Consider the following 16,663-nt stretch of genomic DNA (forward strand, 5'->3'; position numbering starts at 1 on the left):
CGACTTTCGCAAAGAAAGGTGTTTGTGTCCGCTTTTCGTGGATGCGCTCGAACTACTGGATAAGGCGCGTGTTTCTAGGATGCAACATTGAGCTTTGTAACAGTGATAATCTAAAGCATAGCGCATCCCAAAAAGTGGGAACCGGTTTTCGGATAAGATGCGCTCTAAAGAAAGAGTAATCCCGACATGAACGAGCGCAAAGCCACAAGCACGGTCCTCTATCCATTTCGTGCTGCGTTGGAACTCTTAAGAGCGCTTGTAAGGCCAGCTTATGCAGGTGCACCTTCAAGCTGGATCATGGAAATGACGGCAATTGTGGTACTCTTGCCCTTCGTTCTGCTGGTGCTGCATCTTTGGGATGCGCAGATCATTCGCGATGCCATGAGCAGCGATTTTATCGTCATGGAAGTGTTGCGTACTATCACAGATCTGATTCGCACATTGGTGTGGCTCGGCATCGGTATTCTTGTCTGGCTGGCAACGGCCATGCTGCTTTCATCAGAAATTCGTCTTGCGTCGCAGCAAATGCTTGTTCGCTTCCATGGCTGGGCGACGCTCATTTTGACATCTATTGTGGTGGGCAGTTTTCCGACCGAGATTGGCAAACTTGTCATTGGCCGTGCGAGGCCACTTTTGCTCGATGAGCTGGGTTCCGCCTATTTTGCGCCGTTTCGTGGCCAACATTCCTATGAAAGCTTTCCATCAGGTCACTCCATGATGGCCGGCATAATGTTTGTATCTTTGTGGATTTTTCTGCCGCGCTGGCGCATTTTGACGGCACCCATCTGTATATTATTCGTCATCAGCAGGCTGGCGGCGGGTGCTCATTACCCGACAGATGTCGTTGCCGGGTTTGCAATTGGCTTTATTGCGACATGGTGGGTTGCGCGCTTCATGGCGACGCGAAATATTATTTTTTCAATTGATAATGACACGATGATGCCAAAGGTCTGATTTTGACGAAAAGGGAAGATTTTTCACGTTTAATTTCCCTCTGCAATGGATCTAAATATCTGTTTTTATTTTATAATTTTTTTCCAGTAAAGTTCTCCCGATAAGTTGGTGGTAAATACTGGAAAATGGGAAAATCATGTAAAAAACTGCGTGTATTGCAATGATTTTTTTGGAGAATGGTTCGTTTCAGTTACCTAAATAGCTTGACCAAAACCAAAATATCGCCTTCGATAGGGCGGTGAAGGCGACAGGCTTCACTATGCCCATAAAACAAATGAGGGTCGATAACGGCTCCGGGCAAGGGGTGCCTGCGTAATGCAAGGGGTTGGGGAGGTCTCTGAATGGGCTCTCCTGCATTTGCGATAAAATAAGCAACAGAGACGTGGAGCGATTTCGCCCGCGATCTCAGGGAACATAAAAGGTTGCAGGCCAGATGAAAAAGACTGTTTTGACAGGGGTATTGGGTGCGGCGGCGTTGTTTGGTGTGGCATCAGCTGCATCGGCCGATACGCTTGCGGATGTAAAAAACAAGGGCTTTCTGCAGTGTGGAGTCAACACAGGTCTGCTCGGCTTTGCATCGCCGGATGACAAGGGCGAATGGTCGGGCTTCGACGTGGATTACTGCCGTGCAGTTGCAGCCGCTATATTCGGCGACCCGACGAAGGTAAAGTTCACACCACTGAATGCAAAAGAACGCTTTACTGCGCTGCAGTCGGGCGAAGTCGATGCTCTGATCCGCAATACGACATGGACAATCAGCCGCGATACGTCGCTTGGTCTCGATTTCCCGGGCGTCAATTATTACGACGGTCAGGGCTTCATGATCAATTCCAAGAAGCTGTCGGGCATTAATTCCGCATTGCAGCTTTCTGGTGCTTCGATTTGCGTCCAGTCGGGCACAACGACTGAACTGAACATGGCCGATTATTTCCGCGCCAATAAGATGGAATATAATCCGGTCGTTTTCGAAAAGCTCGAAGAAGCCAATGCAGCCTATGATTCTGGTCGCTGCGATGCTTACACGACCGATCAGTCCGGTCTTTATTCGACCCGCTTGACACTGGCAAATCCAGACGATCATGTCGTTCTGCCAGAAATCATTTCCAAGGAACCGCTGGGACCAGCTGTTCGTCAGGGTGATTCCAAGTGGGCGGACGTTATCCGCTGGACCCACTATGCACTTCTGAATGCTGAAGAATTTGGCATCACGCAGGCCAATGTCGAAGAAATGAAAAACTCCGACAATCCTGAAATCAAGCGTTTGCTCGGCTCTGAAGCTGACACCAAGATCGGTACCGATCTCGGTCTCAACAATGACTGGGTTGTGAACATCATCAAGGGTGTTGGCAATTACGGTGAAGTGTTTGAGCGCAATCTTGGTGCTGGCAGCCCACTGAAAATTGCACGCGGCCTGAATGCCGAGTGGAACAAGGGTGGCCTGCAATACGGTATGCCGATCCGCTAAAGCATTTCCAGGAAAAGTGCGTAGCGGTTTTGCGAAGGATAATGCGTAAAACAAAAAACCTGCGCGTTTTTGTTCGATAATTTCTGGTGGGGGCAATGTGGCGCCCGCCAGATTTATCGGCTCTGTATATCATCGTTGCATACCAATATCGGCTTGGCAGCATCGCTGTGCAGAACCGGCAAACTTTAGCAATTTCATCCGCGCCCCGCATAGCGATATGCAAGGCTCACGGCTCGACATTTAAACGCACCCGCTTTGAACTGACTTTTCCGTGGGGGATCGGAAGAAGTAATTATCTTTAAAGCTGCTGCAATGGTCGAAAGAAGACAGGAAACATATGGCTTCCTATTCTGCAACCGAACAACGCCGCGACAGTGGCGGAACGTCTCTCCTGTACGACCCGCGTGTTCGCGGTATATTCTATCAGGTAGTGGTGTTCGCAGCTGTCGTAGGCTTGATTTATTGGATCGTGGGTAACACGATCACCAATCTTCAACGGGCAAATATCGCCTCTGGCTTTGGCTTTCTGAACGGGCGTGCTGGCTTTGACATCAGCCAAACGTTGATACCCTATTCAAGCGACTCGACCTATGGCCGCGCACTTCTCGTTGGCCTGTTGAACACGCTTTATGTTGCCGCACTTGGCGTCGTTCTTGCATCAATTATCGGCTTTGCCGTCGGTATAGGGCGGCTGTCGCGCAACTGGCTGATCCGCAAAATCTGCATGGTTTATGTGGAAGTGTTCCGCAACATTCCACCGCTGCTGGTTATCTTTTTCTGGTATTTTGGCGTGCTCTCGGTTCTGCCGCAGGCGCGTGAAAGCCTTTCACTGCCGTTGGGAACTTACCTCAACAATCGCGGCTTCTTCATGCCATCACCCGTCTGGGGTGAGGGAGCGTGGCTGCTGCCAGTCGCACTTCTCGTAGGGCTCGTTACCTCATTCACCGTGGCGCGCTGGGCAAAGCGCCGTCAGATGGCAACTGGCAAACCGTTTCATACGGTCAGGGTTTCTGCAGCGCTCATCATAGGCCTGCCGCTACTGGCACTCATCGCCACCGGCTTTCCGGTTTCTTTTGATTATCCAACGCTTGGAACCTTCAATCTGACAGGTGGATCGCAGGTAAAGCCAGAGTTTCTGGCGCTGCTTCTGGCCTTATCGTTTTATACTGCATCTTTCATCGCAGAAACGGTTCGCGCAGGCGTTCTGGGTGTCAATAAGGGCCAGACGGAAGCATCCTACGCAGTTGGCTTACGTCCGGGGCAGACGATGCGTTTGATTATCGTGCCCCAGGCACTGCGCATTATCATACCGCCGCTGTCGAGCCAGTATCTTAATCTGATCAAGAACTCTTCGCTGGCAATTGCAATTGGCTATCCTGATCTTGTGGCCGTTGGTGGTACGATCCTCAACCAGACCGGTCAGGCTGTCGAAGTGGTTGCGATCTGGATGGTGATCTATCTGAGCATCAGTCTGGTTACATCGGGCCTCATGAACTGGTTCAATGCCAAGATGGCGCTGGTGGAGAGATGACAATGGAAAACGCTGATCTCCAATATGTTCGCTCGCAGATGGTCGACGGCGAAAAGCCGCCACGTTCTGTTCAGGGATTATCGCACTGGTTGCGGGTCAATCTTTTTGCAACACCCGTTGATGCTGCACTGACGATCTTCGGCCTAGCGGTTGTGGCATGGTTTCTGCCGCCCATAATCGAGTGGCTGTTTATCAACGCTGCTTGGACCGGTACTGATCGTACCGCATGTCTGACTGTCGCGCAGGGCGGTGTGCAGCCGGAAGGCTGGTCGGGTGCCTGTTGGGCCTTTGTGAACGCGAAATACCAGCAATTCATCTATGGCCGCTATCCGTTAGATGAACGCTGGCGTGTTGATCTGACGGCGGTTTTGTTCGTCGCTCTGCTCGTGCCTCTGCTCATCCCGAAAGTTCCGCATAAGGTCATCAACGCGATTTTGTTCTTCTTTGTGTTTCCGGTTGTGGCTTTCTTCCTGTTGGTTGGCGGCTCGTTCGGACTGCGTTATGTCGAAACTGCACTTTGGGGCGGTTTGCTCGTGACGCTGGTCCTGTCCTTTGTTGGTATTGCTGTGTCCTTACCACTGGGCATTGTGCTGGCACTGGGACGGCGCTCTAAGTTGCCGGTGATCAAAACGTTGTCCATCATGTTCATTGAAATGGTGCGCGGCGTTCCACTGGTGACGGTCCTGTTTATGGCAAGCGTGATGCTGCCATTGTTCCTGCCGCCGGGCGTGACCTTCGATAAGCTGATGCGTGCATTGATCGGTGTGGCGCTGTTTGCTTCAGCCTATATGGCGGAAGTGGTGCGCGGTGGCCTTCAGGCGATTCCGCGTGGTCAATATGAAGGTGCAGATGCGCTGGGTCTGAGTTATTGGCACAAGACCGGGCTCATCATCTTACCGCAGGCTTTAAAACTTGTGATTCCGGGCATCGTGAACACGTTCATCGGCTTGTTCAAAGACACCAGCCTTGTCTACATCATCGGCATGTTTGATCTACTCGGCATTGTCCGTCAGAACTTCTCCGATGCGAACTGGGCTTCTCCACAGACACCTGCAACAGGTTTGATCTTTGCGGGCTTCGTTTTCTGGATTTTCTGTTTCGCCATGTCGCGATACTCTATATTCATGGAACGAAGGCTCGACACGGGTCATAAGCGATAAGAATAAAGGGAATAACGAAAATGAGTGCACAAAGCGCCCTCCCGCAATCAGAACTCGGTGTCGAAATCGACCGCAAGAAACTTGAAGTCTCGAAGACCGATGTGGCGATTGAGATCAAGAACATGCACAAGTGGTATGGTGAATTTCACGTTCTGCGTGACATCAATCTGAAAGTTATGCGTGGCGAACGTATCGTGGTTGCTGGTCCTTCGGGTTCAGGAAAATCGACGATGATCCGCTGTGTCAACCGTCTGGAAGAACACCAGAAGGGCCAGATCATTGTTGATGGCATTGAACTCACCAACGATCTCAAGAAGATTGATGAAGTGCGCCGCGAAGTCGGCATGGTGTTTCAGCACTTCAACCTGTTTCCGCATTTGACCATTCTGGAGAATTGCACGCTCGCGCCAATCTGGGTGCGCAAGATGCCAAAGAAGCAGGCCGAAGAAGTGGCCATGAAATATCTGGAGCGCGTCAAAATTCCTGAACAGGCGAACAAATATCCGGGTCAGCTTTCAGGTGGTCAGCAGCAGCGTGTGGCGATTGCCCGTGCGCTCTGTATGAACCCGAAAGTCATGCTGTTCGATGAGCCGACTTCTGCGCTTGATCCGGAAATGGTCAAGGAAGTGCTTGATACAATGGTAAGCCTTGCCGATGAAGGCATGACCATGATCTGCGTCACACACGAAATGGGCTTTGCGCGTCAGGTTGCAAACCGCGTGATCTTTATGGATCAGGGTCAGATTGTTGAGCAGAATTCGCCAGCCGAATTCTTCGACAATCCGCAGCATGAGCGCACAAGACTGTTCCTCAGCCAGATTCTGCACTGATCTAACACTGTGATGAAATAAAAACACCCGCCGCTCACCCGGCGGGTGTTTTGTTTTATCCGGCGTGCGGACCTTCACAGAACTGAAGGCGATTGCCGAATGGATCAATGACGGAAAGCACGCGACCCCATGGTGCATTTTTAATACCCGGACGCATGAAACGATAGCCGCGCGCATTAATTTCTTTGTGAAATTCATCAATGCCCTGCATGCGCACAAAAATATTGGCACCAGGGCTGCCATCGCCGTGATGCTCACTCAAATGCAGCACAAGTCCGTTGCGTGAGACCTGCATATAAAGCGGCATGTCTTCCGCAAACCGATGTTCCCAGTCGATGGTAAAACCCAGAAAGCCGATATAAAAATCCTTGGCTTTCTCAATGTCGAAAATTCGGAAGATAGGGCAGGTCTGTTCAAACTGGACTGTCATTCACGGGTACCCCTGTAATTACGAAGCCTAAATCAATAAATGAGATGATTATGATAGAATATTATTGGACTGAACATCTGTCACCAGAGCAGCATCTCGAGTTTTACGCCTTATACAGCAAGGAATGGTGGACCAACGCTAGATCAATTGAAGACGTGTCGAATATGCTCGTGCATTGCGATCTAACGCTTTTTTGTCACGATAAATCTGGCTCGATTATTGGTTTTGCGCGTGTGTTGAGCGACTTCACGTTCAAGGCGCTTATCTTTGACGTGATCGTGGCAGAGAACCGGCGCGGCGAGGGGCTTGGTCGCATTTTAGTTGAGCGTATATTGACCCATGAAAAATTTGCAGATGTGAAGAGCTTTGAACTCTACTGCCCAGACAAGTTAGTACCTTTTTATGAGAAACTTGGCTTTATCAAAGGGTCGTCCGCACTGCTTTTCAATCAGAGATAAATTTCTATCGGTAAGATTTTGTTTCATGCATCCTTTGGGAGAGATGCTGGTTATAGGTAATGTTATCCAACACAGTAGGGAGGAACTGTCATGCCAAAATTGATTTTCGTAAACCTGCCTGTCAAAGATGTTGCGCGCTCGACTGAGTTTTATGAAAAGGTCGGCGCAACCAAGAACCCGATGTTTTCGGATGAAACCGCGTCCTGCATGGTGTTTTCCGATACGATCCACGCCATGGTCCTCAGCCATGAAAAATTTAGCCAGTTCACGCCGAAGAAAATCGCCGATGCCAATGAGACGAGCGAAGTACTGATTTGTATATCGGCTGATAGCAAGGCGGAAGTGGACGAAATCGTCGAGAAGGCTGCGAAAGCCGGTGGTCGCGCTGATCCGTCTGCCAAGCAGGATTATGGCTTCATGTATGGCCGTAGCTTTGAAGATCTCGACGGCCATATATGGGAACTGATGTGGATGGATATGGAAGCCGCCGCCAAAGCGATGAGCTAATTTAAGGAGAGTGACAAAAAAAAGGGGGGGGGCGATACACATGGGAGGAGAAAACCATGTCTGGTCTAACCGTTTGCCTCTGGTTCGACAAAAAGGCTGAAGAAGCCGCAAATTATTATGTTTCAATATTTCGCGATGTAGGACGACCCGCTGCGATTGACGGTCTGGTTCGTTTTAATCACAGCCATCAGCAGGAAGGAGTCGATGTCGTAGCCGTTAATTTCACGCTTGATGGACAATCCATGCTTGCCTTGAATGGCGGACCGGAGTTTACCCCCACGCCAGCAACGTCTCTTGTTTTGAAATGCAAAGATCAGGCGGAGCTTGATGCATTCTGGAATCGGCTGGTTGATGGCGGCTCACCCATGGAGTGTAGCTGGCTGACCGATAAATATGGCTTTGCATGGCAGATCGTGCCTGAATTCATGCTCGATATTCTGCAAAATGGTACGCCAGAGGTCAGGCAGCGTGTGGCAGATGCCATGATGACCATGGTCAAGCTTGATATAGCCACGCTTGAAGCAGCACGTGACGCTACTTAAGATCGATTGCCTCAACGGCGTCATAGCCATAAAGCCAGTCCAGATCTTTGAGAAAACGATCTGGACCGCGCATGGCAAACATCACGTTGCGGCCAAGTGCAAAAATGCCAGTTGCGTGATAGGCGAATTTGTTGAGTTGTCCGCGTTTGGCAACGGCTGCAAGGCGCTCTTTGCGCACGGAATCAAAATGCGCAAGTCCCGCCTGCTGATCCGTTGCATCCAGCGCTGCGCCAAGTGCTGCAGCATCTTCAATCGCCATTGCAGCACCTTGTGCACCAAAAGGTGTGACCGCATGCGATGCGTCGCCAAGCAAAACCACGTTCCCTTCACAGACAAATTGCGTATCTGGCATTTGAAACAATGGCCAGTAGGTCCATTCGGGAGATGCCGCAATCACATCGCGAATTGCCGGGTTCCAATCCCTGTAAATGGAATTAAGTCGCTCGCGGTCTCCGCGCTTCGACCAACCTTCGCCTGGATTTTCACCGCCTGTTATCGCAACGAAATTGAAATAATCGCCGTTTTTAACCGGATAAGCGACGAAGTGCACTTGCTTACCAAGCCAAGCCGATACGGCTTTTGTCTTGGGCAATATATCGGCGAAACTTGCGGGCAGATCATCAACGGCAATCGTGCTGCGCCATGCAATATGACCGCTGAACTGCGCTTTGCTGTGCGAAGTTTTGGCGCGCTCGCTCGACCAGACGCCATCGCAGCCTAAGAGATAGGCGGCCAAAATAGTTTCGGTCCGCTTTCCACGGCGTACTTGTGCCCTAATCCCATCGCCTGTCACCGCATGCTGTACAATCTCCGAGCCAAGATTGATCTCTATGGCCGGATTTTCCAGACACGCGGCAAGAAGTGCTGATTGCAGATCAGCGCGATGGCAGACAATATAGGGATGGTGCCAGCGTTTAAGCACGGCGTCGCCGAGTTCCATCGTGAGAAGGGGGCGAGCACTGCGACTATCAACCAGATAAAGCGCTTCCGGCGTTACACTTTGTGTGGCAAGCCTTTTCGCAACGCCAAGGCGTTCAAGATGCCGCATGGCATTGGGAGCCAGTTGCAGACCGGCACCCACTTCTGAGAGTGCAGCGGCTTTTTCAAAAAGCTTGATAGTCCAGCCTCTAGCTGCAAGTTCAAGCGCCGCAGTCAATCCTGCCACGCCTGCGCCTGCAATCAATATGCACCCTTTGCCCAAGTTGCTTATCTTCAGGCAGCTTTGTCGGTGGACGCATTATAAACGCAGCCAGCTGGCACGGTCTCATCAGCATGGAGCTGCGCATTGTAGCGATAAAGCGTCGAGCAATAAGGGCAAACGACTTCGCTTTCGTGCCCCATGTCGAGGAAGACATGCGGGTGATCGAAAGGCGGATTGGCACCGACGCACATGAATTCCTTCACGCCGATTTCAATGGAATTGTGTCCAGCGTCATTCTGGAAGTGCGGGATGATGTGATCGGACATATTATGCTCCGGCGCTTGTGGATCGCGGCATTCAATTTGAATAGTTATTTTTAATGCGTTTACCGCGAACGGCTTGTTTCTGGAAGTGTTTTCATCAATTCTGAAGACAATTTAAGCGGTTTGCTATCAAACTGTCATATGACAGCCATAGGATTATGGCGACACCGGGCTTTTCCGGTGAAAGCCGGGACAGGAAAAATGAACGAAAACAGTGTTATGGCATCACTCGCCACCGATTTGACCACAGCGAAAGACAATGATCATTCAGCTCAACAAAATGTCGGAACAGTTCCAAATGCTCACGAAGCTTTGAACAATGACAGGGCTGCTGAGCTGATGAAAAGTCCTGAGCGCTTCGTCAATCGCGAATTTTCCTGGCTCCAGTTCAATCGCCGTGTTCTTGAAGAAGCAGCAAATATACGTCAGCCGTTGCTGGAACGTTTGCGCTTTTTGTCAATTTCAGCTGCCAACCTTGATGAGTTTTTCATGGTGCGCATTGCGGGTCTCGCAGCGCAAGTGCGTGCGGGCGTTGCCGTGCGCAGTGCGGATGGCCGTATGCCGCAGGAGCAGCTCGATTTCGTTCTTGAAGAAGTCGGACGCTTGCAGGCTGGACAACAAGCATGCTTGCGTTTGCTTCGTGATGAGCTGGAAAAAGAAAATATCGAAATCGTACGCCCACAGGCTTTGTCGAAGTCCGAAAAAGATTGGCTTGAGAATCATTTTCTTGAGACGATTTTCCCTGTGCTGACGCCACTTTCAATCGATCCCGCGCACCCATTTCCGTTTATTCCAAATCTCGGTTTCACGATGGCGCTGCAACTGGCTCGTCGTTTGGATAGCCACCCAATGACAGCTTTGTTGCGTATTCCTGTTGCGCTGAAGCGTTTTATTCAACTGCCGACCGAGCAACAGAACGCCTTCCGCTTTATCACGATTGAGGACGCGGTTAGTCTGTTTATTGGCCGTCTGTTCCCAGGCTATGAAGTGCGCGGTGCAGGTACATTCCGAATCATTCGTGACAGCGATATTGAAGTTGAAGAAGAGGCGGAAGATCTGGTTCGTCTTTTCGAAACAGCTTTGAAGCGTCGCCGTCGCGGTCAGGTTATTCGTATTGAATTTGATGGTGAAATTCCTGAAGCGCTGCGTGTTTTCGTGGCTACAGAACTTGGCGTTTCTGAAAATCGCATCAGCGTGCATGAAGGTCTTCTTGCGCTCAATATGATTTCAGAAGTGGTTTCTATCCCACGCGATGATCTGAAATTCGTGTCTTACAATCCACGCTTTCCGGAACGCATTCGCGAGCACGGCGGCGATTGCTTCGCAGCAATTCGCGAAAAGGACATTGTCGTCCACCATCCTTATGAATCGTTCGATGTGGTGGTCCAGTTCCTTCGTCAGGCTGCGGCTGACCCTGATGTGCTGGCGATCAAACAAACGCTTTATCGTACCTCCAACGACAGCCCGATTGTACGTGCGCTGGTTGATGCTGCGGAAGCGGGAAAGTCGGTCACGGCCTTGGTCGAGCTGAAAGCCCGATTTGACGAAGAAGCCAATATTCGCTGGGCACGCGATCTTGAGCGCGCGGGTGTTCAGGTTGTCTTCGGCTTTCTCGAACTGAAAACCCACGCGAAAATGTCGCTGGTGGTGCGTCGTGAAGATCAAAAATTGCGCACTTATGTGCATCTTGGAACGGGTAATTATCATCCGATCACCGCGCGTATTTACACCGATCTTTCATTTTTTACATCTGATGCCGATATAGCTCGCGATGTTGCGCATATTTTCAATTTTATTACCGGCTATGCGCAGCCCGCTGAGGAAATGAAAATCGCCATTTCTCCGCTGACCTTGCGCACGCGAATCTTGAAGCACATTGAAGACGAAATCATCAATGCGAAGGCCAAGCGTCCCGCCGCCATCTGGATGAAGATGAACTCGCTTGTTGATCCACAGATTATTGACGCGCTTTACAGAGCCAGTCAGGCGGGCGTTCACGTTGATCTGATCGTGCGTGGCATTTGCTGTCTGCGTCCGGGCGTTCCGGGCCTGTCGGAAAACATTCGCGCCAAGTCCATTGTTGGACGTTTTCTCGAGCATAGTCGCGTTTTCTGCTTTGGGAACGGGCATGATCTACCCTCAGAAAAGGCCATCGTGTATATCGGCTCTGCCGATATGATGCCGCGTAATCTCGATCGTCGCGTTGAGACCTTGGTGCCGATCACCAATGCCACCGTGCATCAGCAAGTCCTGTCACAAATCATGTTTGCTAACATAATTGATAACCAGCAGAGCTATCAGCTACTTGCGGATGGTACCTCGCGCCGGATAGAAAAAGAAGATACAGAGGAAGCTTTCAACGCGCAGGAATATTTCATGACCAACCCAAGCCTGTCAGGCCGCGGAAAGTCGCTGAAGTCATCTGCCCCCCGCCTGATCGCGCATCGCAAACGCGCACAGGCAGAGAGAAAAACGACTTCATGAGTCCAGCAGTCGCACAAGGCCGTTTGAAGGGGCTTAAGCCCGTCGCGGTTATCGACATCGGTTCAAACTCGATCCGTGTTGTTGTTTATGAGGGTATTGTCCGTTCTCCGACAGTGCTTTTCAATGAGAAGCTTCTCTGTGGTCTTGGCAAAGGATTGGCCAAGACCGGAAAGCTCAATGAGAAATCGGTCGAGATTGCGTTGCGTGCATTGAAGCGATTTCGCGTGCTGGCCGAGCAGGCCGGCGCGATTTCCATTCATGCATTAGCGACGGCTGCTGCTCGCGAGGCTAAAAATGGCCCTGACTTTATCGCGCAGGCCGAAGCTTTGCTTGGAAGGCATATCGAAGTGCTTTCCGGCAAAGAGGAGGCCTATTATTCGGCACTTGGCATCATTTCCGGTTTCTATAAGCCGCAAGGCGTAACCGGTGATCTTGGCGGTGGTAGCCTTGAGCTTGTTGGCGTCAATGATCATGAGGTCGGTGAGGGGATCACACTACCGCTTGGCGGCCTGCGCTTGCAGGATATGTCCAACGAGCAGCTTCCGGAAGCAGCAAGAATCACCCGAACCGAGCTTGCACGCGCAACACTTCTTGAAGAGCATCAGGGGCAGGTTTTTTATGCTGTGGGCGGCACATGGCGAAATCTCGCCAAGCTCCATATGACAGCCAAGCATTATCCACTTCATGTCATGCATGGCTATGAAATGGATCCGGTTGAGGCAAAGAGCTTCCTCATGCGTGTTGCCAAAGGCAATATCGACACGATGCGCGGCATCGAGGCCGTATCAAAAAATCGCCGTCAGCTCCTTGCCTATGGCGCAACGGTTTTGCTTGAAACTATTCGCCGCATGAAGCCGTCCAAGATCGTTTTCTCAGCGCTGGGTGTGCGTGAAGGCTATCTTTACTCGCTTTTGCCCAAGAACGAACAGCGACTTGATCCGCTTTTATCTTCGGCAGAAGAACTGGCAATCTTGCGTTCGCGTTCACCACGCCATGCGCGGGAACTTGCAACATGGACGACGCTCTCGCTGCCTGTCCTTGGTTTTGATGAAACTGAAGACGAAGGCCGTTACCGGCAAGCGGCGTGTCTTGTCGCGGATATAAGCTGGCGTGCACATCCAGATTATCGTGGCTCACAGGCGCTCAATATCATTGCGCATGGTTCGTTTGGTGGCATCGATCATCCGGGTCGTTCTTTCATGGCACTGGCGAATTATTATCGCCACGAGGGGCTGGTTGAGGACGAGATTGCGCCGGAAATCCTGAAACTTTCTACCCCACGCTTGAGTGAACGAGCGAAATTGTTGGGTGCGCTGTTACGTGTTGTCTATCTGCTCTCGGCCTCTATGCCTGGCGTTATACCGCGTCTTTACTGGCGAGAAGAAGAAAGCGGTATTGCGTTGGTGGTGCCGGGTGATCTGGCAGAGTTGATTTCGGATCGTCCCGAAGGCCGTTTGCAACAGCTTGCAAAGCTTACAGGAAAAAATCTCTATTTTGCCGTGGGTGACAGTGCGATTGAGGGGCTGGAACACCCTTGATTGTTTTGAATTACAATAAAAAAGGCCGATCCGGAAATGTCCTGGATCGGCCTTTTTAATTTTTAGTGATTTAGTTTAACTCAACCGCTCGAATACGACGGTTTTCAAACTTAATGACGATCTTGCCAGCAATAAGATCAAGGGCCTTCTGACCAAAAACTTCGCGACGCCAGCCCTGCAATGCGGGCACATTGGCATCTTCGCCTTCGGCCGCAATTTTGTCGATGTCGTCGGAATTGGCGACGATCTTTGCAGCAACGCCATGTTCTTCGGTCACAAGCTTGAGCAGAACCTTGAGAATGTCGGCTGCTGCTGCACTGCCTTCGGGCGAATGTGACTGCTTTGGCAATTTCGGCAGGTCTTCTTTTGGAATAGCCAGTGCTGCCTGGATTGCAACGATCAACCCTGCCGCCTGACCGGAGCGCTCCCAGCCTTTGGGGATCGAGCGCAGACGTGCAAGCGCTTCCGCATCTTTTGGCTGCTGTTGGGCGATTTCGGCAATCGTATCATCCTTGATGACACGGCCACGCGGGACATTGCGTTCGCGTGCTTCGCGCTCGCGCCATGCCGCAACGGACTGAACAAGTGCGAGTTCAATCGGCTTGCGCATGCGGGTCTTCACGCGCTTCCACGCATCATCCGGGTGCAGGTCATAGGTCTCGCGGGCGCTAAGCACCGCCATTTCCTCATTGACCCACTCGCTGCGGCCTTCTTTCTCCAACTCTTCTTTGAGATAGAGATAGATGTCGCGCAGATAGGTGACGTCTGCCAAAGCATAGTCGAGCTGCTTGTCCGAAAGCGGGCGCCGACGCCAGTCGGTGAAGCGCGACGACTTGTCGAGCTGTTTGCCGGTGACTTTCTGCACCAGCGCATCGTATGAAATGGCATCGCCAAACCCGCAAACCATCGCAGCCACCTGACTGTCGAAGATCGGCGCAGGTATAAGATCGCCAAGATGGAAGACGATTTCGATGTCCTGACGCGCGGCGTGGAACACCTTGACTACGTTTTCGTCGCCCATAAGCTTGAAGAAAGGTGCCAGATCGAGGCCGGGAGCCAGTGCATCCACCAATGCGGTGTGATCGGGCGACGCCATCTGAATGAGGCATAGCTCCGGCCAGAAAGTCGTTTCCCGAATGAATTCGGTATCGACCGTCACAAAGTCGGATTTAGCTAGGGCGGATACGGCCTCTTCAAGGGCCTCTGTGGTCGTGATGAGCTGCATATTTTTCTTTTAGAGCGCATCCCGAAAAGTGTGAAGCGGTTTTCGGAAAAGATGCGCGTTTAAACCGAAAATTAAAAGGCGGTCGCTTGTGGCGTCGCAATAAGACATAGTGATGCGATAACACGTGGATAATGATTTTTGTCGACATATTCTGTCAAGCTGGTCTAACAAACTCTTACAGCAAGAGTGCAGACTTGACAAAGCCTGATCAAAATGCGCTTTTCCGCCCGAATTGCAGCGCTTTGCTTGCACAAGATTTATAAAGTTCCAAAAGGCAGAAATCATGCACCGTTATCGCAGCCACACCTGCGCAGCCCTTCGCAAATCGGATGTTGGTTCCAAAGTCCGTCTGTCTGGCTGGGTTCATCGCGTCCGTGACCATGGCGGCATTCTCTTCATCGATGTGCGCGATCATTACGGCCTTACACAGGTCGTAGCAGATCCTGATTCGCCCGCTTTCAAGATTGCTGAAACCGTTCGTGGCGAATGGGTTATTCGCATCGATGGCGAAGTGAAAGCGCGTACCGGCGAAGCCGTCAATGCGAATCTGCCGACCGGCGAAGTCGAAATCTTCGCGACCGAGATTGAAGTCCTGGCTGCTGCCAAGGAATTGCCGCTGCCAGTGTTTGGTGAGCCGGATTACCCGGAAGATATTCGCCTGAAATACCGCTTCCTCGACCTGCGCCGTGAAACGCTGCACAAGAATATCATGAGCCGCACAAAGATCATTGCAGCGATGCGTCGCCGTATGACCGAAATAGGCTTTAATGAATTCTCAACGCCAATTCTGACGGCTTCTTCGCCGGAAGGCGCGCGCGACTTCCTCGTGCCAAGCCGTATTCATGAAGGTAAGTTCTACGCGCTGCCGCAGGCTCCCCAGCAGTACAAACAGCTTCTGATGGTTGCCGGTTTCGACCGCTACTTTCAGATTGCGCCTTGCTTCCGTGATGAAGATCCGCGTGCAGACCGTCTGCCGGGTGAATTCTACCAGCTCGACCTCGAAATGAGCTTCGTGACTCAGGAAGAAATCTGGGAAACGATGGAGCCTGTCATGCGCGGCATTTTCGAAGAATTTGCTGAAGGCAAGCCGGTCACACAAAACTTCCGCCGCATCCCTTATGACGATGCGATCCGCACCTATGGTTCGGACAAGCCAGATCTGCGCAACCCGATCGAAATGCAGGCTGTGACAGAGCATTTCGCCAGCTCCGGCTTCAAGGTCTTTGCGAACATGATCGCGAATGATCCAAAGGTCGAAGTATGGGCCATTCCAGCAAAGACCGGCGGCAGCCGCGCATTCTGTGACCGCATGAATTCATGGGCACAGGGCGAAGGTCAGCCGGGTCTTGGCTACATCTTCTGGCGCAAAGAAGGCGATAAGCTTGAAGGTGCAGGCCCGATTGCCAAGAACATCGGCGAAGAACGCACCGAAGCGCTGCGCAATCAGCTTGGCCTTGGCGATGGCGATGCCTGCTTCTTCGTGGCTGGTCAGCCATCGAAGTTCTACAAGTTTGCAGGCGATGCCCGTACACGTGCTGGTGAAGAACTGAACCTCGTTGATCGCGAGCGTTTTGAATTGGCATGGATCATCGACTTCCCGTTCTACGAATGGGACGAAGACAATAAGAAGCTCGACTTCGCGCACAATCCGTTCTCGATGCCGCAGGGCGGCATGGAGGCACTGCAAACGCAGGATCCATTGTCGCTCAAGGCTTACCAGTACGATCTGGTTTGTAACGGCTTTGAAATCGCTTCCGGTTCGATCCGTAACCAGCTGCCAGATGTCATGGTTAAGGCGTTCGAACTGGTTGGCCTCAGCCAGCAGGATGTTGAAGAGCGCTTCGGTGGTCTTTACCGTGCATTCCAATATGGCGCGCCTCCACATGGCGGCATGGCTGCCGGTGTTGATCGTGTGATCATGCTGCTTGTTGGCGCAAAGAACCTGCGCGAAATCTCGCTGTTCCCGATGAACCAGCAGGCGCTTGATCTTCTGATGAACGCACCTTCCGATGTGGCACCAGCGCAGTTGCGCGATCTGCACATTCGTCTGGCACCGACGCAGAAAAGCTGATTTT

At 51.6% G+C, this 16,663-nt stretch carries 15 protein-coding genes; 11 read left to right on the plus strand and 4 right to left on the minus strand.

The genetic code is table 11. From position 1 onward, the window contains the following. Positions 1-186 precede the first annotated feature (186 nt). The 5 genes from lpxE (at position 187) to CEV31_RS09910 (ending at position 5,940) form a co-directional block, all read left to right on the plus strand. Positions 187-954, plus strand: a complete 768-nt coding sequence (lpxE, locus tag CEV31_RS09890) for a lipid A 1-phosphatase LpxE (protein ID WP_094506901.1) — start codon at positions 187-189, stop codon at positions 952-954. Positions 955-1,387: 433 nt separating this feature from the next. Further along, positions 1,388-2,419 carry an amino acid ABC transporter substrate-binding protein gene (locus tag CEV31_RS09895; RefSeq protein ID WP_094506902.1) on the plus strand — a complete coding sequence of 344 codons (1,032 nt, stop codon included), beginning with the start codon at positions 1,388-1,390 and terminating at the stop codon, positions 2,417-2,419. A 337-nt stretch (positions 2,420-2,756) separates the two neighbouring features. Beyond that, positions 2,757-3,950 carry an amino acid ABC transporter permease gene (locus CEV31_RS09900; protein WP_094506903.1) on the plus strand — a complete coding sequence of 398 codons (1,194 nt, stop codon included), beginning with the start codon at positions 2,757-2,759 and terminating at the stop codon, positions 3,948-3,950. 2 nt (positions 3,951-3,952) lie between these two features. Beyond that, positions 3,953-5,110: an amino acid ABC transporter permease gene (locus CEV31_RS09905; protein WP_094506904.1), complete on the plus strand. Its 1,158-nt coding sequence runs from the start codon at positions 3,953-3,955 to the stop codon at positions 5,108-5,110. Between the two features lie 20 nt (positions 5,111-5,130). Next, positions 5,131-5,940, plus strand: coding sequence for an amino acid ABC transporter ATP-binding protein (locus tag CEV31_RS09910; protein WP_094506905.1), 810 nt, complete (start codon positions 5,131-5,133; stop codon positions 5,938-5,940). A 55-nt stretch (positions 5,941-5,995) separates the two neighbouring features. Here CEV31_RS09910 and CEV31_RS09915 read toward each other — a convergent pair whose 3' ends face one another. Next, entirely contained in the window at positions 5,996-6,370 is a 375-nt protein-coding gene (locus CEV31_RS09915) for a glyoxalase superfamily protein (RefSeq protein ID WP_094506906.1), read from the minus strand. A 50-nt stretch (positions 6,371-6,420) separates the two neighbouring features. Between CEV31_RS09915 and CEV31_RS09920 the strand changes: the two genes are divergently transcribed. From CEV31_RS09920 to CEV31_RS09930, 3 genes are all read left to right on the plus strand, one after another. After that, the gene (locus CEV31_RS09920; protein ID WP_094507304.1) at positions 6,421-6,828 is read left to right on the plus strand and encodes a GNAT family N-acetyltransferase; all 408 of its coding nucleotides are present in this window, start codon (positions 6,421-6,423) and stop codon (positions 6,826-6,828) included. A gap of 90 nt (positions 6,829-6,918) precedes the next feature. Then, positions 6,919-7,335: a VOC family protein gene (locus tag CEV31_RS09925; RefSeq protein ID WP_094506907.1), complete on the plus strand. Its 417-nt coding sequence runs from the start codon at positions 6,919-6,921 to the stop codon at positions 7,333-7,335. Between the two features lie 56 nt (positions 7,336-7,391). Further along, positions 7,392-7,877: a VOC family protein gene (locus CEV31_RS09930; RefSeq protein ID WP_094506908.1), complete on the plus strand. Its 486-nt coding sequence runs from the start codon at positions 7,392-7,394 to the stop codon at positions 7,875-7,877. Here the strand turns inward: CEV31_RS09930 and CEV31_RS09935 are convergent. Beyond that, positions 7,870-9,078, minus strand: a complete 1,209-nt coding sequence (locus CEV31_RS09935) for an FAD-binding protein (protein WP_210190912.1) — start codon at positions 9,076-9,078, stop codon at positions 7,870-7,872. The genes CEV31_RS09930 and CEV31_RS09935 overlap by 8 nt on opposite strands. Before the next feature lie 11 nt (positions 9,079-9,089). Further along, a complete protein-coding gene (locus CEV31_RS09940) occupies positions 9,090-9,344 on the minus strand; it encodes a zinc-finger domain-containing protein (protein ID WP_094506910.1) in 255 nt (84 codons plus the stop codon). A gap of 198 nt (positions 9,345-9,542) precedes the next feature. Between CEV31_RS09940 and CEV31_RS09945 the strand changes: the two genes are divergently transcribed. Continuing rightward, positions 9,543-11,825, plus strand: a complete 2,283-nt coding sequence (locus tag CEV31_RS09945) for an RNA degradosome polyphosphate kinase (protein WP_374846881.1) — start codon at positions 9,543-9,545, stop codon at positions 11,823-11,825. Further along, on the plus strand, positions 11,822-13,363 hold the full coding sequence (gene ppx, locus CEV31_RS09950) for an exopolyphosphatase (RefSeq protein ID WP_094506912.1): 1,542 nt from the start codon (positions 11,822-11,824) through the stop codon (positions 13,361-13,363). The genes CEV31_RS09945 and ppx overlap by 4 nt, the downstream gene beginning before the upstream one ends. A gap of 70 nt (positions 13,364-13,433) precedes the next feature. On the opposite strand, the gene rnd is transcribed toward ppx, so the two are convergent. Then, on the minus strand, positions 13,434-14,588 hold the full coding sequence (gene rnd / locus CEV31_RS09955; RefSeq protein WP_094506913.1) for a ribonuclease D: 1,155 nt from the start codon (positions 14,586-14,588) through the stop codon (positions 13,434-13,436). Positions 14,589-14,871: 283 nt separating this feature from the next. Between rnd and aspS the strand changes: the two genes are divergently transcribed. After that, positions 14,872-16,659 carry an aspartate--tRNA ligase gene (gene aspS, locus CEV31_RS09960; protein ID WP_094506914.1) on the plus strand — a complete coding sequence of 596 codons (1,788 nt, stop codon included), beginning with the start codon at positions 14,872-14,874 and terminating at the stop codon, positions 16,657-16,659. Positions 16,660-16,663: the final 4 nt, after the last annotated feature.

Source organism: Brucella thiophenivorans (assembly GCF_002252445.1).
Taxonomy (GTDB): Bacteria; Pseudomonadota; Alphaproteobacteria; order Rhizobiales; family Rhizobiaceae; genus Brucella; species Brucella thiophenivorans.